Consider the following 19,229-nt stretch of genomic DNA (forward strand, 5'->3'; position numbering starts at 1 on the left):
CCCAGTGTGCTAGGCTGCTCGCCCTTTTCATCAAGGGCGCGGCTGCACTGCGCCCTGCAGTGGAGCACGACCATGTCCGAACTCAACCTGTCCACCGACGAAACCCGCGTAAGCTACGGCATCGGCCGCCAGCTGGGCGGCCAGCTGCGCGACAACCCGCCACCGGGCGTTAGCCTGGATGCCATCCTGGCCGGCCTGACCGACGCCTTCAATGGCGCCGACAGCCGCGTCAGCGAAGCCGACCTGTCGGCCAGCTTCAAGGTCATCCGCGACATCATGCAAGCCGAAGCTGCCGCCAAGGCCGAAGCCGCCGCTGGCGCTGGCAAGGAATTCCTGGCTGAAAACGCCAAGCGTGACGGCATCACCACCCTGGCTTCGGGCCTGCAGTTCGAAGTGCTGACCGCTGGCGAAGGCGCCAAGCCGACCCGCGAAGACAACGTGCGCACGCACTACCACGGCACCCTGATCGACGGCACCGTGTTCGACAGCTCCTACGAGCGTGGCCAGCCGGCTGAATTCCCGGTCGGTGGCGTGATTGCTGGCTGGACCGAAGCCCTGCAGCTGATGAACGCTGGCAGCAAATGGCGCCTGTACGTGCCGAGCGAGCTGGCTTACGGCGCCCAAGGCGTTGGCAGCATCCCGCCGCACAGCGTGCTGGTGTTCGACGTCGAGCTGCTCGACGTTCTGTAACACCGCTGGGGCCGCCTTGCGGCCCATTCGCGGGTAAACCCGCTCCCACAGGTATTGTGCACAATTCAAGCGTTGTACGATTCCTGTGGGAGCGGGTTCATCGTGGCGACGAACCGCCGCGAAGAGGCCGGCCCTGCTGGCCTCAATTCCAATCCGTTCCCCCAGGGCGCAATGCCCGTGCATAGCAGAACAGAAACAAATTCCGCACCAGCTCCTTGAGGACCCCCGGTTCACTCGAATTCAACCCGCTCATGTCCAGGTCGCCCTGGTCACGCAATTCGTCGAGCGCTTCTTCTTCAAGCACCGCGCACACTTCGCCGGTTTCCCGATGAAGAATGCGCAGGTAGGGGTGAGGGCGTTCCAGCCAGGCGTCGATCAGATAAGTCATGGCTATTCTCCTTGGATAGCAGTTCCAATGAGAATAATTCTTATTATCAAAATAGCAAGCGCCAATTGGCAGAATCTTGAGTAATCAGACTTTGCGTACGAACTCGGACTTCAGCTTCATGGCGCCGATGCCGTCGATTTTGCAATCGATGTCGTGGTCGCCGTCGCACAGGCGGATGTTCTTGACCTTGGTGCCGACCTTGACCACCAGGGACGAGCCTTTGACCTTGAGGTCCTTGATCACGGTGACGGTATCGCCGTCCTGCAGGATGTTGCCGACCGAGTCCTTCTTCACCACCTCATCGCTGGCCGCTTCGGCGTCGCCGCTGGCCGACCACTCGTGGGCGCATTCAGGGCAGATCAGCTGAGCGCCATCCTCATAGGTGTATTCGGAGTTGCATTTCGGGCAGGGCGGCAGAGTGCTCACTTCGGTTCCTCAAACAAACAGACAGGCGGTTAAAGGCCTGCATTGTAAAAGGTATTTTCCCAGAAGTGATTATGTCCGGACAAAAGCATTCGCGGGCTTGCCCGCTTCCACAGGGATAGCACCAACCTCAGCGGCGGTACTCATCCTGTGGGAGCGGGCAAGCCCGCGAAGAGGGCGACTCGCTCTATCAGTGAGTACGGGCTACGGCGAACTCGCTCAGTTCTACCAGCGCATCCCGGTATTCGCTGGCCGGCAGCACTTCCAGGCAGGCAATGGCACGCTTCACGTAATCGCGCGCCAGCTCTGCGGTGTACTGCAGCGCACCCGACTCTTCGACTGCCACGCGAATCTGCTCCAGGTCCTCCAGGCCACCCTTCTGGATGGCCTTGCGCACCAGCGCCGCCTGCTCGGCAGTACCTTCGCGCATGGTGTAGATCAGCGGCAGGGTAGGCTTGCCTTCGGCCAGGTCGTCACCGACGTTCTTGCCCAAGGTCTGCGAGTCACCCTTGTAGTCCAGCAGGTCGTCGACCAGCTGGAAGGCCACGCCCAGGTGGTCACCAAAGGTTCGCAGGGCCTCGCGCTGCTCTTCGCTCGCCCCGGCCAGCGCAGCGGCGCTGTGGGTCGAGGCTTCGAACAGCATGGCGGTCTTGCCGCGGATGACCTCCATGTAGACGTCCTCGGTGGTGCTGGCGTCGCGTACCCGCGACAGCTGCAGCACTTCACCCTCGGCAATCACGCGGGTGGCCTTGGACAGAATCTGCATGACCGGCATCGAGCCCAGTTCGACCATCATTTCGAACGAGCGCGAATAAAGGAAGTCGCCTACCAGTACGCTCGGCGCGTTGCCCCACAGGGCATTGGCGGTGGAGCGGCCACGGCGCATGCCGGACATGTCGACCACGTCGTCGTGCAGCAGGGTGGCGGTGTGCAGGAATTCGATGGTAGCGGCCAGCAGGCGCAGGTCGTCGCCCTCGCGGCCGAGCGCCTTGCCACACAGCAGTACCAGCAGGGGACGCAGGCGCTTGCCACCGGCGGACGTGATATAGTCGCCGATCTTCGATACCAGCGGCACGCGCGAGGTCAGCTGCTTCTTGATGATCTCGTCGACGGCGCTGAAGTCATCAGCCACCGCGCGGTAGAAGGTTTGGGGTTGCATCGGCTGCTCCAATAAGGTTGCGCGGCATGCTAGGTCGCGGGTCCCGGTGTGTCAAGGCGCGGTGCCTGCTGGCCGGGGGCGGTACTTGCAAGCAAAACCCGGGTTGCGTACAATCGCGCACCCTAACTTCCTGGGCAGCACCTGCCTTACGCAATTGCGCCGGGCCGTTCCAGCCCTGTGCAGCCATGCCAGCCAATACTCATCATATAAAGCGCTGGGTGAGCAGGATTATCGGAGAAATACCATGTCTTACGCAGTAATCGTTACCGGCGGCAAGCAGTACAAAGTCGCTGAAGGTGAATTCCTCAAGATCGAGAAGCTGGAAGTCGCCACTGGCGAATCCGTGACTTTCGATCGCGTTCTGCTGGTCGCCAACGGTGAAGAAGTCACCATCGGTGCTCCAGTGGTTGCTGGCGCTAAAGTAGTGGCCGAAGTCGTTTCGCAAGGCCGCCACGACAAGGTTCGCATCATCAAGTTCCGTCGTCGTAAGCACCACATGAAGCGCATGGGCCACCGCCAGTGGTTCACCGAGATCAAAATCACCGGCATCCAGGCTTAATCCCCTAGATCCCCTGAATTTATTTGGAGAATTGAACCATGGCTCACAAGAAGGCTGGTGGTAGTACTCGTAACGGTCGCGACTCAGAATCGAAACGCCTTGGCGTGAAGATGTATGGCGGCCAGGTTATCAAGCCGGGCAACATCATCGTCCGTCAGCGTGGCACCGAATTCCACGCCGGCTACGGCGTTGGCATGGGCAAGGATCACACCTTGTTCGCCAAGATCGAAGGCGTGATCAAGTTCGAGAAGAAAGGCGAGTTCATGCGCCGTTACGTGAGCATCGTCGCCGCTTAATTGCGACGTCGCTCCAGAAGCCCCGTCATGCGACGGGGCTTTTTCGTTTGTGTTGAGCCTCTTGCAAAGCTGTTTGTATGGGCTGCCGGCGTGGGTTTCTTCGGTCGTACGGGGCCGCCGCGCTCATTTTTGCAAGAGCCTCAGGTTTATCAGTATTCAACTCGTCGGAAGGCGAGAGGCGGTTTTTGAATGAAGTTTGTTGACGAAGTATCCATTCGGGTCAAGGCCGGTGACGGCGGCAACGGTTGCATGAGCTTCCGTCGCGAGAAATTCATCGAGAACGGTGGCCCCAACGGGGGTGACGGTGGCGACGGCGGTTCGGTGTACATGGTCGCTGACGAAAACCTCAACACCCTGGTCGACTATCGCTACACCCGTCACCACGAGGCCCAGCGTGGCTCCAACGGTGGCAGTACCGATTGCACCGGCAAGAAGGGTGAAGACCTGTTCCTGCGCGTGCCAGTCGGCACCACCGTGATCGACGCCTCGACCCAGGAAGTGATCGGTGACCTGATCACCCCTGGCCAGAAGCTGATGGTCGCCCAGGGCGGCTGGCACGGCCTGGGTAACACCCGTTTCAAGTCCAGCACCAACCGTGCACCGCGTCAGACCACCCCGGGCAAGCCTGGTGATCAGCGCGACCTGAAAATGGAAATGAAAGTGCTGGCCGACGTCGGTCTGCTGGGCCTGCCGAACGCCGGCAAGAGCACCTTCATCCGCTCGGTCTCGGCTGCCAAGCCGAAAGTGGCGGACTACCCGTTCACCACCCTGGTGCCCAACCTGGGCGTGGTCAGTGTCGACCGCTGGAAGAGCTTCGTCATCGCCGACATCCCCGGCCTGATCGAAGGCGCTTCCGAAGGCGCCGGCCTGGGCATCCGCTTCCTCAAGCACCTGGCGCGTACCCGCGTGCTGCTGCACCTGGTCGACATGGCGCCGCTGGACGAAAGCAGCCCGGCCGACGCCGCCGAAGTCATCGTCAACGAGCTGACCCAGTTCAGCCCGTCGCTGGCCGAGCGTGAGCGTTGGCTGGTGCTGAACAAGGCCGACATGGTCATGGACGACGAGCGTGACGAGCGGGTCAAGGAAGTGGTCGAGCGCCTGCAGTGGGAAGGCCCGGTCTACGTGATTTCGGCCATCTCCAAGCAGGGCACCGAGAAGCTCAGCCACGACCTGATGCGCTACCTCGAAGACCGCGCCGACCGCCTGGCCAACGACCCGGCCTACGCCGAAGAACTGGCCGACCTCGACCAGCGCATCGAAGACGAAGCCCGTGCCCAGCTGCAGGCCCTGGACGACGCCCGTACCCTGCGTCGCACCGGCGTCAAGAGCGTGCACGACATCGGCGACGATGACGCGTGGGACGATGATTTCGAGGACGACGAAGACGGCCCGGAAATCATTTACGTGCGCGACTGACCGGTTGCAGTACACTGAACGCCGCTCTCTGGAGCGGCGTTTTTGTATCTACGGTATCTACAGATTCGACATAGGTTGGAAGACGATGCGAAGCAAGGTGACGGGCGCCAGGCGCTGGGTCGTGAAGATTGGCAGTGCGCTGCTGACCGCCGATGGCAAAGGCCTCGACCGCGGTGCCATGGCCGTTTGGGTCGAGCAGATGGTCGCGCTGCGTGAGGCAGGCGTGGAGTTGGTACTGGTCTCCTCCGGGGCCGTGGCTGCCGGCATGAGCCAGCTGGGCTGGACCACGCGACCGAGTGCGATGAACGAGCTGCAGGCCGCTGCATCGCTCGGCCAGATGCGCCTGGTACAGGCCTGGGAGTCGAGCTTCGGCGAGCACGGCAAGCACACTGCGCAGATCCTGCTGACCCACGACGACCTGTCCGACCGCAAGCGTTACCTCAACGCCCGCAGCACCCTGCGTACCCTGGTCGACCTGGGTGTAGTGCCGGTGATCAACGAAAACGACACCGTGGTCACCGACGAAATCCGCTTCGGCGACAACGACACCCTGGCGGCGCTGGTGGCCAACCTGGTCGAAGCCGACCTGCTGGTGATCCTCACCGACCGCGATGGCATGTTTGACGCCGACCCGCGCAACAACCCCGAAGCCCAGCTGATCTACGAGGCTCGTGCCGACGACCCGGCGCTGGACGCGGTGGCCGGCAGTACCGGTGGTGCCCTGGGCCGTGGCGGTATGCAGACCAAGCTGCGTGCCGCGCGCCTGGCTGCCCGTTCCGGTGCTCATACCATCATCATCGGTGGCCGCATCGAGCGCGTGCTGGACCGCCTCAAGGCCGGCGAGCGCCTGGGGACCCTGCTGTCGCCCGAGCGCGGCATGCTGGCTGCACGCAAGCAGTGGCTGGCCGGTCACCTGCAAACCCGCGGCACGCTGGTGCTGGATGCCGGTGCCGTGCAGGCGCTGCGTGAGGCCAACAAGAGCTTGTTGCCGGTGGGTGTGAAAACCGTGCAGGGCAGCTTCCGCCGTGGCGAGATGGTGGTGTGCGTTGGCCCGGACGGTATTGAAGTGGCTCGCGGGCTGGCCAACTACAGCGCCCTGGAGGCGCAGAAGATCATTGGTCAGTCGTCCGCTACCATCGAGTCGATCCTCGGCTATAGCGCCGAGCCTGAGCTGGTACACCGCGACAATCTGGTGCTGGTATGAAGCTGCTGAAGAGGGCGCTTGCCCTGGCGTTGTTCGCGCTGCCAGTAGTGGCCGGGGCTGAGGAAATCGGCCAGGTGTCCACTGTGTTCAAGTTCCTCGGGCCGAACGACCGGATTGTGGTCGAAGCGTTCGACGACCCCAAGGTCGAGGGTGTGACCTGCTACCTGTCGCGGGCCAAGACCGGCGGGGTGAAGGGTGGCCTGGGGCTGGCCGAGGACCGTGCGGAGGCGTCGATTGCCTGTCGCCAGGTCGGGCCGATCAGCTTCAAGGGTGAGCTCAAGGATGGCGATGAGGTGTTCAAGGAACGCACCTCGCTGGTGTTCAAGACCATGCAGGTGGTGAGGTTCCTCGACAAGAAGCGCAATACCCTGGTGTACCTGGTGTACAGCGACCGCATTGTCGAAGGCAGCCCGCAGAATGCGGTGACTGCGATTCCGATCCTGCCTTGGGCTCATTGATAGCCAGGTAGATTGCCGGGAGGCCTTTGGCCTCCATTCGCCGGCAAGCCAGCTCCCACAAGTACTGCGCAGATCTTGAAACTTGTGCATTACCTGTGGGAGCTGGCTTGCCGGCGATAGGGCCGCAAAGCGGCCCCAGTACACCGATATCAGGCCAGTTCCTCGGCCTGATGATCCTCACGCACAACCGGCTTCACCTCATCCAGCCGGCTGATGAACTTCCAGTCCGCTTCGTCGATGTAGATGCCATTCGGCCCGCTGCCGCCTTCCAGGTCGATGGCCACATGTGCCGACACCTGCGGTTTCACGCTCGCCAGAATCGGCACAAAGCCCAGTTGCAGGCTGGTCTCCAGCAGTGCCGCCTGGTTGCGTTCGTCGATGTCCGCCGCTTCGTCCAGGTAGTACGGCAGGCGGATGCGCCCGGCCAGGTCGCGGTCCATCAGGTGCAGCAACAAATACATGTTGGTCAGCGCCTTGATGGTCATGGTGGTGCCGTTGGACGCCGCACCGTCGATGTCGGCGTGGATGATCGGCTGACCGTTGACCTTGGTGATCTCGAACGCCAGCTCGAACAGGTCCTTCAGGCCTAGCTGGTTGTGGTTGGCGGCCACCAGGCGTGCCAGGTATTCCTTGGCTTCCTCGTTCTTGTTGTCCTGATCGGCGCTCTGGGTCAGGTCGAAGACCGACAGGGTTTCGCCTTCTTCATACTGCCCGGCACTGTGGATGATCTGGTCGATGTGCTTGAGCGCTTCCTTGTTCGGCGCCAGCACCACGCGGAAGCTCTCCAGGTTGGAGACCTGGCGCTTGTTGATCTCGCGGTTGAACAGGGCCAGCTGGTGCTCGAGGCTGTCGTAGTCGCTGCGGATGTTGCGCAGGGTACGGGCGATGTCGGTGACTGCCGCGCGGCGTGCCTTGGCCAGGGTCAGGGCTTCGTCGGTGCGGTGCGCGTAGGCGTTCACCAGCAACTGCAGGCGGCGCTCCATGTCGTCTTCGCTGTCGAACTTGGCCACGCCTTTCAGGCGCACCTGGGCATACAGCGCCTCGATCTGGTTGTCGACGCGCTGCAGGCCCTGCCAGCTGTCCTGGTAGTCGTTGAGCAGCGGCAGCAGGTTGTCCATCGAGTCGTCGATGGCTTCCATGTACGGCGTGCCGTAGGGCAGGTCGGCCGGCAGCAGCTGGCGACGGCGCAGGGCGTCTTCCAGGGTGCGCTGCTTGGACTCGAGGTCGCCGAGTTGCCGACCGACCAGTTGCAGCTTGGCCGACAGTTGCTGGACGCGTTCGGTGAAGGCGTCGCTGGAGCGCTTGAGCTCGTCCTGGGCGGCTTCCAGCTGCGACAGGTGTTCCAGCTTCTCCGGCTCTTCAGCGGCCAGGGTTTTGCTGCGGCGGAAGTCTTCCAGCGCCTTCTGCGCATCCAGCACCTGCTGGTACAGGGTTTCGGTCTGCGCCTTGGAGGCGGAGCGGTCGGCGGCCACCGCCTGCTGGGTCCTGAGCTGCTTCAGCTCTTTTTCCAGGCGCTCTTTCTGGTCGCGCAGGGCGGCGCGATCGGCCAGGGCCTGCAGCGCCGGTGGGTCGATGTGGGTCAGGTCGATGGAAAGGCCTGGGGCCTCGAAACGCTCGCCCTTGAAGCCGTCCAGCACCGCTTCCAGGGATTTAACCCACAGGTCGCTGTCTTCCAGCTCGATGCCGCGGTCGCCCAGCGGCAGGCTGAACAGCGCGCCGTTGAACAGGCGCATCAGGCGGTCGACATCCTGCTGCGAAAATTCTTCCCGCAGGCGCGCGTAGCTGTTGTTGTCGGCGTGGTCCAGCTGCTGCTTGACCTGTTTCAGGCGTTGTTCCAGGTCGCGCACGCGCTCGTCCAGGTCTTCGGCGCTGAACTGCCGCGACTGGGCCAGGGCGCCGGCCAGTTCGTCGTGAGCGTCCTTGGCCGCCAGCAGCTGCTGCTCCAGCACCTTGACGTCATCGACCAGGGCGAAGCGGTGCTTGAGCACCGACAGCTCGCCCAGCCAGCGCTGGATGCCGCTGATTTCACGCTCCAGGCGCATCAGCTCCTGAGTGCCGCCGCGCTGGTCGTTCTGCAGGCGGTCCTGCTCGCCACGGTAGTGCTCGGACTGGATGACCAGCTCCTCCTTGCGCGCCATGGCGTATTCCTGCCAGGTGCCGAGCAGGGTGTCGAGCACCGGCGAGATACGGTGCAGCTTGCCGCGCAGGATATCGCGCTGGGCCACACCACCGGCCAAAGCTTCGACCAGAGGGCCGGCGGCGACTAGGGCGTTGTAGTCCTGCTCCATGCGGCGCACGTCACGGAAGGCCTCTTCGCAGGCGGCGATGTAATCGACGCTGCCCGAACGCAGGCTGTGCTCGAAGGCATCGAGGAACAGCTGCTTGAGCTTGGCTGCGGTGATTTCGCGCATGTGCAGCAGGTTGATGAACAGTGCGCGGAAGGTTTTCAGGCTTTGCTCGCTGGTGGAGCGCAGCGGGATCATGGTCAGGTCCAGCGGCACCGAAGTATGGCCGCCAACCAGCAGTCGGCGCAGTTCGTCCGGCTTCAGCTCATAGGCCTTGATGCCCAGGCGCTCGAGGTTGGTGAACAGCTCTTTCTGGCGCAGGCAGGTGTCGTTCTTCTGGTAGTGAGCCAGGTCCAGTTCGCCCTTGTAGGCGAAGAACTGGTGGCCGAAACCGCCGCCCGGACCGCGCCCGACCACGCCAATCACATGCGGGCCGTGGGGCAGGCTCAGTTCGCAGAGAATGTACGAGGTGTCGCTGGCGAAGTAGAAGCGGCGCGACTGCTCGAGGCTGTACTTGCCGAAGCTCATGTCCGACATGCGCGCCAGGATCGGGAACTGCAGGGCGTTGATCGACGCCGATTTGCCCAGGTTGTTGGCGCCGTATACCGACAGCGGGTGCTCCAGCGGGAACAGGCCAAGGCTGTAGCCGGCAGTGTTGAGCAATGCGAAGCGGCGGATGCCGTAGCGTTCCTGGCTCATGCGTCAATCTCCTGTTGCTCTTCGCGGATGGCCCGGGCCAGGGCGTCCTCTTCACTTTCGTCGCCTTCGAACGGCGTGAGGTCGAGCGGGTCATCGGTGCGGTTGAGTTCTTCGGCGCTTTGTTCCTCGACCAGCACCGGGGTCGGCAGCGGCAGGTCGCTGTGCAGGGTGGCGGCGAGGTCGCGGTCCTGCTGCACCGACAGGCACACGTCGAGGAAGCGGTGCATCGGCGGCAGGAAGCGGTAGATGCCGCCTTCTTCATGGGCGAAGCCGAGCTGGGTCATGCGGCGCAGGATCTTTTCTTCCAGCTCTTCGACCGTTTGCACTTCGGCCTGCAGGAACAGGTCGCGGTACTTGTCCAGCAGCGAGGGCAGCTCGTCGCGGCCGATGCTGCCGCCGTCGAGCACGGCCATCGGGTCGCGGCCCTGGTCGGCCAGGTGCTCGACCAGGATGAAGGTGAACAGCGACAGGCGCTGCGCGGTCTTGTTGACTTGCGCGGCGGTCATGTCCGGCACGAAGTAGTAGAAGCCACGGGTGTCGCAGACCAGTTCGAAGCCCAGGGCCTTGAACAACGTGCGGTACTGGTCCTGGAAGTTCGACAGCTGGGCGTACAGCTCGGGGTCGCGGCGGCTGACGTGGAAACCTTTGAACAGCTCGCGGAAGATCGGCGCGAGCTGGGACAGTTCGGAAAGATCAAGATGCATGGGCTGGGCTCGCGGTGGGTTCGGTAGGCGCGCTGGTGGCGTCTTCGCGGCTGGAGGTCAGGGCGAACGAGCGCAGGCTGACCAGGTGTTCCTGGGTGGTGTACTCGCGCCGCTCGAGGCGTTCGCGCCTGAAGCGCTTTTCTCGCGACAGGCGCGAGAACCAGTACAGCAGCTCGTCGGTGGCGCCTTCGGGTTCCTGTTCCAGCAGCCAGACCATCAGGTCTGGCAGCGGCAGGGCCTGTTCGCAGCGTTCGAGCATTTCCTTGACCGTACGCGGTGCGCGCGGCAGGGCGTCGGACTGGGTCTTGTGCGCCTTGGGGAAGCGCGCCGGCTTGGGCTCGAAGCGGGCCAGGGCGTAGACATAGGCTTCGACCTGGCTGGCGCTACCGAGGAAGGTGCTTTGCGGTCGGGTGAACATCGGCATTGCCGCTTGCGGCACGGCATCGATGCCCTTGCGCCGGATCACCGACAGGGCCAGCGCGGCGCCACGGGTTACGGCGTTGTGCCGGCGGGCTTCTTCGCGCAGCGGCAGCAGCAGTTCGCGGGCATGGCGCAGGGTCAGCTGGGCGCTGGTCTGCATTTCCAGGATGCGCGCGTGGGTGCGCAGCAGCATGTCGTCGTCGACCAGGTGGCCCAGGCGCGCCTGTTCGCCCAGCAGTTTCAGCAGCACGGTCTCGACCTTGCGCACGCCCTGTTCGAAGGCACCGTCGGCGTTGACCAGCTGGATCATCGGCTCGACGTACTCGTCCCAGGTGGCCAGCACTTCGGCATAGCGCTGGCGCAGCGGAATCTGCCGGTTGCTGGTCTTGGCCCGTTCGGCCACGGCCACCAGTGCCTGCTCGTCGTTGTCGAGCTTTTTCAGCACATCGCGCACGCGCATGTCGAGCAGGCGCAGCTGGCGCGCCAGGTCGTCGCTGTCGCGGTTGTCGAAGGCGTCCTGGATGTGCCCGGCAAGGCGCTCCAGGTGGCGCAGGTAGGCTTCGATCTCCAGGCACAGGCCCAGCCGGTGTTCGCGGCGCAGGTAGGCGAGGAAGTCGTGGATCTGCGCGTTTAGCTCGAACCGGTTCGGGCTCTTGGCCACCGGGACCAGGATATCCAGGCGGATCCACACGTCGAGCAGCTGGGTGATGTCCTGCGGGGTGCTCTCGAGCTGCTGGCGGGCCACGTGTTGGCGCAGTTCCACCAGGCTGAGTGTGCCTTGGTCGAAACGCTCGCACAGCGGCTCGATCAGGGCCCAGTGTTCGGCTAGGGCGCGCAGGACGCGCTTGGGTTCGATCATTGGCTTCGACTCGTTGCCAAGAAAAAGGGGGCGATTGTACTGCATCCGGGGGGGAGGATTTCACCCCTTGGTCTGTAATGAGAGATAACCTTGAACCTTGTAGGGGATTCACTGGCCCTTTCGCGGGTGAACCCGCTCCCACAGGTACTGCACAAGGCCATGTGGGAGCGGGTTCACCCGCGAAAGGGCCGGAACAAGCCACAAAAAACCGCCGACCAGTTGCGGCACTCGAATGCCAACAGCGTTAGAATGGCCAATTGTTTTAGCCCCTCGGATACCCGTCCTTTGCTCACCGAACCCCGTCGCCGCGCCTTCCTGTCCGCCATGCAAGTGGTGCACTGGCTGCCGCGCGCCGAACTGCCGTTCGCCGCACCGTCGCGGCCCGAGCTGCTGTTGCCGATAGCGCCGGTCGACGCCCTTGATTTCGATGTGCGGCCCGCGCCGGCCAGCAATGACGCGCCGGCCACCCCGCAGGCGCGCTCCGGCGAGCGACCGAAAATCGAGATCCCGCGCCCGGGCACCGCGCCCAAGCCTGCCGCCAAGCCCGTCGAGGCCGACGAGCAGCCAGCAGCCCCGCGCCCGACCCCGGTGCCGCCACCGCGCTTCTCGCTGCAACTGCTGCGCGCCGGCAGCTGCCTGCTATTGGTGGAATTGGCCACCGGCCAGCCCTTCCAGAGCCGCGACCCGTCCTACCTGCTGCTCAAGGACATGCTGCGCGCCGCCGGCCTGCCCGACGCCCCGCAGATCATCGGCGAGCCGGTGCGCTGGCCGCTGCTGGTGCGCGGCAATATGGATCAGGGCCCCGAGGCCGCGCGCGATTTCGTCCAGGGCTTTGTCCAGGCCCGCCTGGAGGACGCCCCCTGCACCTTGCTGTGGCTGGTCGGCCTGCCAGCCTTGCGCTTTGCCGCCAATGCCGACGCCCAAGCCTATTACCAAACCCTGAAGCTCGATGGCCTGGGCGATGCCTGGGCGTTGCCGGGCCTTGAACTGTTGATGGACGAGCCGCAGCGCAAGGCGGACGTCTGGAAAGCCATGCGCCAGCTGATGGCGCGCTGGAAGAGCGTTGAATGAGTGAATCGATCAGTTTCCGCCCAATGACCGAGGCGGATCTGGATGCCGTACTGAAGATCGAATATGCCGCGTTCAGTCATCCCTGGACCCGCGGAATCTTTCAGGATGCGCTCAAATCGTACGAGGTCTGGCTGATGTTCGATGGCGAGCAGCAGGTGGGCCACGGGGTGATCAACGTGATCATCGACGAGGCGCACTTGCTCAACATCACCGTCAAGCCGGAAAACCAGGGCTGCGGCATGGGCCTGCGCCTGCTGGAGCACCTGATGGCCCGGGCCTACCAGCTCAATGGCCGCGAATGCTTTTTGGAAGTGCGCGCCAGCAACCAGTCCGCCTACCGTTTGTATGAACGCTACGGTTTCAACGAAATCGGCCGCCGCCGCGACTACTATCCGGTTGCCGGCGGCCGTGAAGACGCCCTGGTAATGGCCTGCACCCTGCTCGAAGATTGACCTTGCAGGGCTTGGCGCTGTTACCCAGGCAAACCCTGATGAGGCAACGACCATGCATGACCTGCAGGAACTGATCGACAACAACGCCCGCTGGGCCGACGCGATCAACCAGCGCGACCCCGACTTCTTCGCCAAGCTGGCCCGCCAGCAGACCCCGGAGTTTCTCTGGATCGGCTGCTCCGATGCCCGCGTGCCGGCCAATGAAATCGTCGGCATGCTGCCAGGCGATCTGTTCGTTCACCGCAACGTCGCCAACGTGGTGCTGCACACTGACCTCAACTGCCTGTCGGTGATCCAGTATGCGGTGGAGGTGCTGAAGGTGCGGCATATCCTGGTCACCGGCCACTACGGCTGCGGTGGCGTGCGCGCCGCCATGCAGGACCGCCAGCTGGGGTTGATCGATGGCTGGCTACGCTCGATCCGCGACTTGTATTACGAAAAGCGCGGCGAGCTGGCCAAACTGGACAGCGAAGAAGCCAGGGTCGACCGCCTGTGCGAGCTGAACGTGATCCAGCAGGTGGCCAACGTGGCCCACACCAGCATTGTGCAGAACGCCTGGCATCGCGGCCAGGAACTGTCGGTGCATGGCTGCATCTATGGCATCAAGGACGGGCGCTGGAAAAGCCTGGATACCACCATCAGCGGCTTTGCCCAGTTGCCCCCGCAGTATCGGTTGCGGGCTTTGGAGTAGTCGTTCTGCCTGTCAGCCCCAAACCGCTTAACTGAATGGCAGCGTCGATCAAGTTGGCCAGGAGAGCCTATATGAGCCGTACCAAGTGGAGGCTGCTGGCATTGAGTCTGGCATTGAGCGCAACCGCCCACGCCGACGAACGCGACCTGTGGATGTTTGCCCAGTGGGCCGGCGACCACCAGACACGCCCGTTCCGGGAAATGCTGGTGGACGCTCGCCTTTACGGCGTTGTACCTATCCACCAGTTGTTGCGCTCGGCCTCGGACTGGAAGCTGTGTCATGCGTCCCCCTTCGCCGTGCCGCCCGCCAGCAACTGGCCGGCCGTGCGCTCGACACTGTCGCTGATCCAGACCTTGTCTGCCCAGGGCCTGCTGCGTCAGTTCGAGGTGGTATCGGCCTACCGCGACCCGCGCCTGAACGTGTGCGCCGGCGGGGCGGCCAACAGCGCCCACACCCGCGCCTTCGCCGTCGATATCCTGCTGCCGGCCTGGGCCGACCCCAACCCGCTGTGCCGTTTCTGGCAGCAGCATGGCCAGGCCTGGAACATGGGGCTGGGCCGCTACCCCTCCGGGCGCATCCACCTCGATACCGCCGGCTATCGCACCTGGGGTGGCAATGGCAGTGCGGACTCGTCGTTCTGCGCCAGGCCCAGATGAGCCAGGCAGCTGGCGCATTCCTCCAGCACCCAGGCGGCGAAGCGCTGGCGTTTACCGTTGTCGTCCAAGGAATGCGGGCTGAGCAGGTGGTAGGCCGAGCCGTCGCGGACAAAGCCGAAGGGTGCCTGCAACTGCCCGCTGTCGAGTTCGTCGCGCACCATCAGCGCTGAGGCCATGGCCAGGCCCAGGCCAGCGCTGGCTGCCTGGATCGACAGGTAGAAGTGCTCGTAGTCACTGCGTTGGGTGTGCATGGCCTGCTGGCCGCTCAGGCGTAGCCAGCTGGCCCAGGCGCCGGGGCGGGTGCTGCTGTGCAGCAGGCGCTGGCCTTCGAGTTGGCGGGGGGCAGGAGGGCGGCCCACGGGGCCGATCCATTCGTCGCAGATTTTCAGGCTGTAAAGCTGGTTGCCCCAGTGGAAGTCGTCGCGGCGTATGGCCAGGTCGATACCGCTGCGGGCGAAGTCCAGAGGCCCACCTGCCGCTACCAGGTGCAACTGCAGGTCGGGGTGGGCGGCATGGAAGCGGGGCAGTCGCGGGATCAGCCAGCGCATGGCAATGGTGGGTTCGCAGGACAGTACCAGCACGTTGTCCCGGGCCTGCTGCTGCAGGTGCTGCACGGCCCCTTCGAGCTGTTCGAAGATGGCCTGGGTGGTGCCTTGCAGGGCGCGGCCGGCCGGGGTCAGGAACAGGGCGCGGTTGCGCCGTTCGAACAGCTCCACGCCAAGGCTCTCTTCCAGCAGGCGCACCTGGCGGCTGACAGCGCCGTGGGTGACATGCAGCTGCTCGGCGGCGCGCACGAAGTTCTCGGTCCGGGCGGCGATGTCGAAATAGCGGAGTGTGTTGAGGGGCGGCAGTTTCATGAGCTTGTTTTGGCAGGCCCGGCCTCTTCGCAGCACGAGGCTGCTCCTACAGGTTATCGTATCGCCATGTGGGAGGAGCCTTGTGCTGCGAAGAGGCGGGAGCAGGCACTACACCTTTGTGAGAAAAACTATCAGATATGCCCCACTATAAATCGATTTTTACCGGACCTTAAGCTCTCGATAATAACTTCGTCTGTGCATTTTCATCGCCTATCGAGAGCTTCAACATGACCGAACTCATCGCCGTAGCCCTGTTTACCATCCTCGCCGTCATCAGCCCCGGCGCCGACTTTGCCATGGTCACCCGCAGCAGTTATGCACAGGGCCGCAAGGCCGGGCTGGCCGCAGCCGTGGGCATTGCCCTGGGGGTGCAGGTGCACGTGCTGTACACAGTGCTGGGCATTGCCGTGATCATCAGCCACAACCCGGTGCTGTTCCTCACCATGAGGGTGCTGGGGGCGGGTTACCTCGTCTATCTCGGCTACAAATCTCTGACCAACACCCGGCGCATCAGCCTGGAGGCTGGCGGACCATCCACGGCCAGCGTGCTGCAAGCCTTGCGCACGGGCTTTCTGACCAACGCCCTCAACCCCAAGACGATGCTGTTCGTCATCAGTGCCTTCACTCAGGTGGTACAACCCGGCAGCTCGCTGACACTGGCTTTTGCCTATGGCGCATTCATGTCCGTTGCCCATTGGCTGTGGTTCAGCCTGGTGGCAGTGTTTTTCTCCAGCACGGCATTGCGCACGGCCATGATCGACCGGCAGGTATTGGTGGACCGAGTTATCGGTATGGCGTTGATCGGGCTTGGGCTGGCAGTGGCGGTGACGGGCATTCGTTGAGCGGGCGATTGCATTCGAGCAGGCCTGGGCGCGGCAGCCGTGGGTGGTCCGTGAGCGGGCGTTGATCGAAATGCTTGTTGGGCCAGCAGGGGACGTTGTTCTGAATACTTTATCGCAGGCAAAGAAAAAGGGCTTACCTTGCGGTAAGCCCTTCGTCTTGTTTGGTGGCTACACAGGGACTTGAACCCCGGACCCCAGCATTATGAATGCTATGCTCTAACCAACTGAGCTATGTAGCCGATGGCGCGCATTATTCTCTTGAACGGCCCCCCTGTCAACACTCATTTCAAAAAAAATTTGCACGCTTTCAAAAACTTAGCGGCCGGGTTCGGTTTCAGTGCACTACCAGCCAGTGCCCGAGCACGCCCTGCAGTTGCAGATGCTGGGCCGCAGCCAGCGATTCCAGGCTTGCGGCAGGCCGGTCGAGGTCGAAATCGCCGCTCACGCGCCGATGGGCCACTTGTGCATCCATCATCCATAACCTTTGCCCCTGGTAGCCGGCAAGGCGCTCAAGCACCTGCCCCAGTGGCATGTCGGTGGCTTCCAGGCGCCCAGTGCGCCAGCTGTCGGCGGTTTGCAGGTCGGCTTTTTGCACCGGGGCGATGCGGGTGTCATCGAAGGTTATCCGCTCGCCGGTCGAAACCATGCGCTGCTCACCACCCTGGATGACCATGGCCTTGCCACTGAGGACCACCAGCTCGTCATGCCCTGCATGCCGGGCGACCTGCAGGCGGGTGCCGAACACCTGGATGCGCGCGTTGCCTACGTCCACTTCCATGGCCCGCCCATCGAGCATCACTTCAATGTACACCTGACCCTGCACCAGGTGCAGCTGGCGGGTGCGGCCGCGCAGGTCGACGTTCATTGCGCTGGCACTGTCCAGGTTCAGTGTCGTGCCGTCGGCCAGGCGCGTACTGCGGCGCTCGCCCACCGCGGTGTGCAGCTCGCTGGCCAAGCGTTGCATCAGCGGCCAGTACAGATAGGCAGCGGCGCCCACCCCCAGCAGGAAAGCCAGTGCCAACCACTTGCCCACCTGGCTGCGGCGCACGCTTATCTGCTGTGGGCGAGGGCGGGCAGGCGCTGGTTGCAGCTGTTGCCAGAAAGTTTCCAGCTCGGCGTAGGCTTGGGCGTTATGGGGCACCTGGCACCAGGCGGCGAAGGCCTGGCGCTGGGCTTCATCGCAACCGGGCTGGCGCAACAGCGAAAACCATTCCAGCGCTTCCTGCTGAGGGTCGGGCTGGAACTGTTTGGCGGGCATCGGGCTCATGGGATCGGTCTGCTCGCGGTAAGGGCCGTTTTGCCCAACGATGACAGGGGTATGAGTCAAGGATGCTAATTATATTGAGAACCATTTTCAAGTAAGACACGACGGAGGGATAAAAAAGGTAGCTATGTATCTATTTGTTTCCCGATAATCGGATCCCAAACTGCGGACGGAGATTCAGGCACATGGCCACCAGTAGCGCCACCACGGCGTCCACCAGCGCAGCAGCGAGCCCGGCCACGCCGCTGGTGATGCGCATCATCGGCTTCTGCGCCCTGGCGCATCTGATCAACGACCTGATCCAGGCGGTGCTGCCGGCGATCTACCCGATGCTCAAGGCCAACTACGACCTGAGCTTCGCCCAGATCGGCCTGATCACCCTGACGTTCCAGATCACCGCATCGTTGCTGCAGCCCTGGGTGGGCTTTTTCACCGACCGCAGGCCGTCGCCCAACCTGCTGCCGCTGGGCACCCTGTGCACGCTGGTGGGCATCGTGATGCTGGCCTTCGTCGGCAGCTTCCCGATGATCTTGCTGGCGTCGGCGCTGGTGGGGATTGGCTCGTCAACCTTCCACCCGGAAACCTCGCGTATTGCGCGCCTGGCATCGGGTGGGCGTTTTGGCCTGGCGCAGTCTACCTTCCAGGTCGGCGGCAACACCGGTTCGGCCCTGGGCCCGCTGCTGGCGGCGGCCATCGTGATTCCGTTCGGCCAGACCCATGTCGCCTGGTTCGGCCTGGCGGCGCTGTTCTTCCTCGGTGTCACCCTGATGCTGCGTGGCTGGTACAAGGAACACCTCAACCAGGCCAAGGCGCGCAAGGCGGTACAGGCAACCCATGGCATTTCCCGCGGGCGGGTAATAGCGGCGTTGATCGTGCTGGGCCTGCTGGTGTTCTCCAAGTATTTCTACATGGCCAGCTTCACCAGCTACTTCACCTTCTACCTGATCGAGAAGTTCGATGTGTCGGTGGCCAGCTCGCAGCTGCACCTGTTCCTGTTCCTGGGCGCGGTGGCGGCGGGTACCTTCTTCGGCGGGCCGATTGGTGATCGCATCGGGCGCAAGGCGGTGATCTGGTTCTCGATCCTGGGCGTGACGCCGTTCACCCTGGCGCTGCCGTATGCCGACCTGTTCTGGACCACCGTGCTGAGCGTGGTGATCGGCTTCATCCTGGCTTCGGCGTTTTCCGCGATCGTGGTGTATGCACAAGAGCTGGTGCCGGGCAGCGTGGGCATGATTGCCGGGATCTTCTTCGGGCTGATGTTCGGCTTTGGCGGCATTGGCGCTGCGCTGCTGGGCTATGTCGCCGACCTGCGTGGCATCGAATACGTGTATGGGCTGTGCTCGTTCCTGCCATTGTTCGGCTTGCTGGCGGTGTTCCTGCCCAATACCGGCAAGCGCTGAAGCGCCGGCTCATCTGCTCTTTGTAGGAGCGGCCTTGTGTCGCGATGGGCTGCGCAGCGGCCCCGGCGATCTATGCAGCGAAGCTGAAATCCCGGGGCTGCTGCGCAGCCCATCGCGACACAAGGCCGCTCCTACAGTGTCCGCGACAGCAGGTCAGGCACCCAGGTGCCGACGATTGACGACCTGACCACCTTCGCCTAGAGTGCCGCGTCTGTTTTCCCAACCACCTGCGTAGTAGCCCAAGCAATGCGCCGTCCCCGGTCCCTCCCATACGCCCACCAGCCTGCCCTCCAGGCCCTGCGTCGTGCGTGGCCGAGCGACACGGTGCTCAAGCGCCGCCGCAGCGTGCTGTTTGCCTTCACCTTCTCGCCACACCTCGCCTGAACTGATCTGCGCTGTTGCGTCGCGCGCCACCTGGGCGTGCGCGCCTGTGTCT

At 63.5% G+C, this 19,229-nt stretch carries 20 protein-coding genes and 1 tRNA gene; 12 read left to right on the forward strand and 9 right to left on the reverse strand.

Annotated elements, in window-relative coordinates; genetic code table 11:
- Positions 1-72 precede the first annotated feature (72 nt).
- Positions 73-690 carry a BamJ family beta-barrel-assembly machinery protein gene (gene bamJ, locus AC5O5I_RS03305; protein WP_172228947.1) on the forward strand — a complete coding sequence of 206 codons (618 nt, stop codon included), beginning with the start codon at positions 73-75 and terminating at the stop codon, positions 688-690.
- A 142-nt stretch (positions 691-832) separates the two neighbouring features.
- On the opposite strand, the gene AC5O5I_RS03310 is transcribed toward bamJ, so the two are convergent.
- The 3 genes from AC5O5I_RS03310 to AC5O5I_RS03320 all read right to left on the reverse strand — a co-directional run bounded on the left by AC5O5I_RS03310 (position 833) and on the right by AC5O5I_RS03320 (position 2,660).
- Positions 833-1,078 (reverse strand): PA4570 family protein, encoded by a 246-nt coding sequence (locus AC5O5I_RS03310; RefSeq protein WP_010951938.1) that lies wholly within the window; start codon positions 1,076-1,078, stop codon positions 833-835.
- Between the two features lie 84 nt (positions 1,079-1,162).
- Entirely contained in the window at positions 1,163-1,504 is a 342-nt protein-coding gene (locus AC5O5I_RS03315; protein ID WP_172228945.1) for a zinc ribbon domain-containing protein YjdM, read from the reverse strand.
- Positions 1,505-1,691: 187 nt separating this feature from the next.
- A complete protein-coding gene (locus AC5O5I_RS03320) occupies positions 1,692-2,660 on the reverse strand; it encodes a polyprenyl synthetase family protein (RefSeq protein ID WP_172228943.1) in 969 nt (322 codons plus the stop codon).
- Positions 2,661-2,904: 244 nt separating this feature from the next.
- Here AC5O5I_RS03320 and rplU point away from each other — a divergent pair, with 244 nt between their 5' ends.
- The 5 genes from rplU (at position 2,905) to AC5O5I_RS03345 (ending at position 6,593) form a co-directional block, all read left to right on the forward strand.
- Positions 2,905-3,219 (forward strand): 50S ribosomal protein L21, encoded by a 315-nt coding sequence (rplU, locus tag AC5O5I_RS03325; protein ID WP_003247466.1) that lies wholly within the window; start codon positions 2,905-2,907, stop codon positions 3,217-3,219.
- 38 nt (positions 3,220-3,257) lie between these two features.
- Positions 3,258-3,515, forward strand: coding sequence for a 50S ribosomal protein L27 (rpmA, locus tag AC5O5I_RS03330; RefSeq protein ID WP_003247464.1), 258 nt, complete (start codon positions 3,258-3,260; stop codon positions 3,513-3,515).
- A 189-nt stretch (positions 3,516-3,704) separates the two neighbouring features.
- A complete protein-coding gene (gene cgtA, locus AC5O5I_RS03335; protein WP_172228941.1) occupies positions 3,705-4,931 on the forward strand; it encodes an Obg family GTPase CgtA in 1,227 nt (408 codons plus the stop codon).
- A gap of 85 nt (positions 4,932-5,016) precedes the next feature.
- Positions 5,017-6,135, forward strand: coding sequence for a glutamate 5-kinase (gene proB / locus AC5O5I_RS03340; protein WP_494512074.1), 1,119 nt, complete (start codon positions 5,017-5,019; stop codon positions 6,133-6,135).
- Positions 6,132-6,593, forward strand: a complete 462-nt coding sequence (locus AC5O5I_RS03345) for a CreA family protein (RefSeq protein ID WP_172233124.1) — start codon at positions 6,132-6,134, stop codon at positions 6,591-6,593. The genes proB and AC5O5I_RS03345 overlap by 4 nt, the downstream gene beginning before the upstream one ends.
- Before the next feature lie 149 nt (positions 6,594-6,742).
- Here AC5O5I_RS03345 and mksF read toward each other — a convergent pair whose 3' ends face one another.
- Genes mksF through mksB form a run of 3 tightly spaced genes read right to left on the reverse strand, consistent with a single transcriptional unit; the run spans position 6,743 to position 11,560 of the window.
- The gene (mksF, locus tag AC5O5I_RS03350; protein ID WP_494512075.1) at positions 6,743-9,577 is read right to left on the reverse strand and encodes an Mks condensin complex protein MksF; all 2,835 of its coding nucleotides are present in this window, start codon (positions 9,575-9,577) and stop codon (positions 6,743-6,745) included.
- The gene (mksE, locus tag AC5O5I_RS03355) at positions 9,574-10,281 is read right to left on the reverse strand and encodes an Mks condensin complex protein MksE (protein WP_172223637.1); all 708 of its coding nucleotides are present in this window, start codon (positions 10,279-10,281) and stop codon (positions 9,574-9,576) included. The genes mksF and mksE overlap by 4 nt, the downstream gene beginning before the upstream one ends.
- Entirely contained in the window at positions 10,271-11,560 is a 1,290-nt protein-coding gene (gene mksB, locus AC5O5I_RS03360) for an Mks condensin complex protein MksB (RefSeq protein WP_172223634.1), read from the reverse strand. Before mksB ends, mksE begins: the two co-directional genes overlap by 11 nt.
- Positions 11,561-11,845: 285 nt before the next feature.
- Here mksB and AC5O5I_RS03365 point away from each other — a divergent pair, with 285 nt between their 5' ends.
- The 4 genes from AC5O5I_RS03365 (at position 11,846) to AC5O5I_RS03380 (ending at position 14,430) form a co-directional block, all read left to right on the forward strand.
- Positions 11,846-12,631 (forward strand): energy transducer TonB, encoded by a 786-nt coding sequence (locus tag AC5O5I_RS03365; protein WP_494512076.1) that lies wholly within the window; start codon positions 11,846-11,848, stop codon positions 12,629-12,631.
- Positions 12,628-13,083, forward strand: a complete 456-nt coding sequence (gene rimI / locus AC5O5I_RS03370) for a ribosomal protein S18-alanine N-acetyltransferase (protein WP_172223626.1) — start codon at positions 12,628-12,630, stop codon at positions 13,081-13,083. The genes AC5O5I_RS03365 and rimI overlap by 4 nt, the downstream gene beginning before the upstream one ends.
- Positions 13,084-13,135: 52 nt before the next feature.
- The gene (gene can, locus AC5O5I_RS03375) at positions 13,136-13,774 is read left to right on the forward strand and encodes a carbonate dehydratase (protein WP_172223623.1); all 639 of its coding nucleotides are present in this window, start codon (positions 13,136-13,138) and stop codon (positions 13,772-13,774) included.
- Between the two features lie 71 nt (positions 13,775-13,845).
- Positions 13,846-14,430 carry a D-Ala-D-Ala carboxypeptidase family metallohydrolase gene (locus tag AC5O5I_RS03380; protein WP_494512077.1) on the forward strand — a complete coding sequence of 195 codons (585 nt, stop codon included), beginning with the start codon at positions 13,846-13,848 and terminating at the stop codon, positions 14,428-14,430.
- Here the strand turns inward: AC5O5I_RS03380 and AC5O5I_RS03385 are convergent.
- Positions 14,370-15,287, reverse strand: coding sequence for a LysR substrate-binding domain-containing protein (locus AC5O5I_RS03385; protein ID WP_172223616.1), 918 nt, complete (start codon positions 15,285-15,287; stop codon positions 14,370-14,372). The genes AC5O5I_RS03380 and AC5O5I_RS03385 overlap by 61 nt on opposite strands.
- A gap of 227 nt (positions 15,288-15,514) precedes the next feature.
- On the opposite strand from AC5O5I_RS03385, the gene AC5O5I_RS03390 reads away from it, so the two are divergent.
- Positions 15,515-16,129, forward strand: a complete 615-nt coding sequence (locus tag AC5O5I_RS03390; RefSeq protein ID WP_172223613.1) for a LysE family translocator — start codon at positions 15,515-15,517, stop codon at positions 16,127-16,129.
- Between the two features lie 162 nt (positions 16,130-16,291).
- Here AC5O5I_RS03390 and AC5O5I_RS03395 read toward each other — a convergent pair.
- A tRNA-Met gene (locus AC5O5I_RS03395) sits at positions 16,292-16,368 on the reverse strand.
- A 95-nt stretch (positions 16,369-16,463) separates the two neighbouring features.
- On the reverse strand, positions 16,464-17,387 hold the full coding sequence (locus tag AC5O5I_RS03400) for a FecR family protein (RefSeq protein WP_494512739.1): 924 nt from the start codon (positions 17,385-17,387) through the stop codon (positions 16,464-16,466).
- Positions 17,388-17,578: 191 nt separating this feature from the next.
- Between AC5O5I_RS03400 and AC5O5I_RS03405 the strand changes: the two genes are divergently transcribed.
- Positions 17,579-18,793, forward strand: a complete 1,215-nt coding sequence (locus AC5O5I_RS03405; protein ID WP_172285926.1) for an MFS transporter — start codon at positions 17,579-17,581, stop codon at positions 18,791-18,793.
- Positions 18,794-19,229 lie beyond the last annotated feature (436 nt).

Source organism: Pseudomonas sp. 9_2_1 (assembly GCF_059295275.1).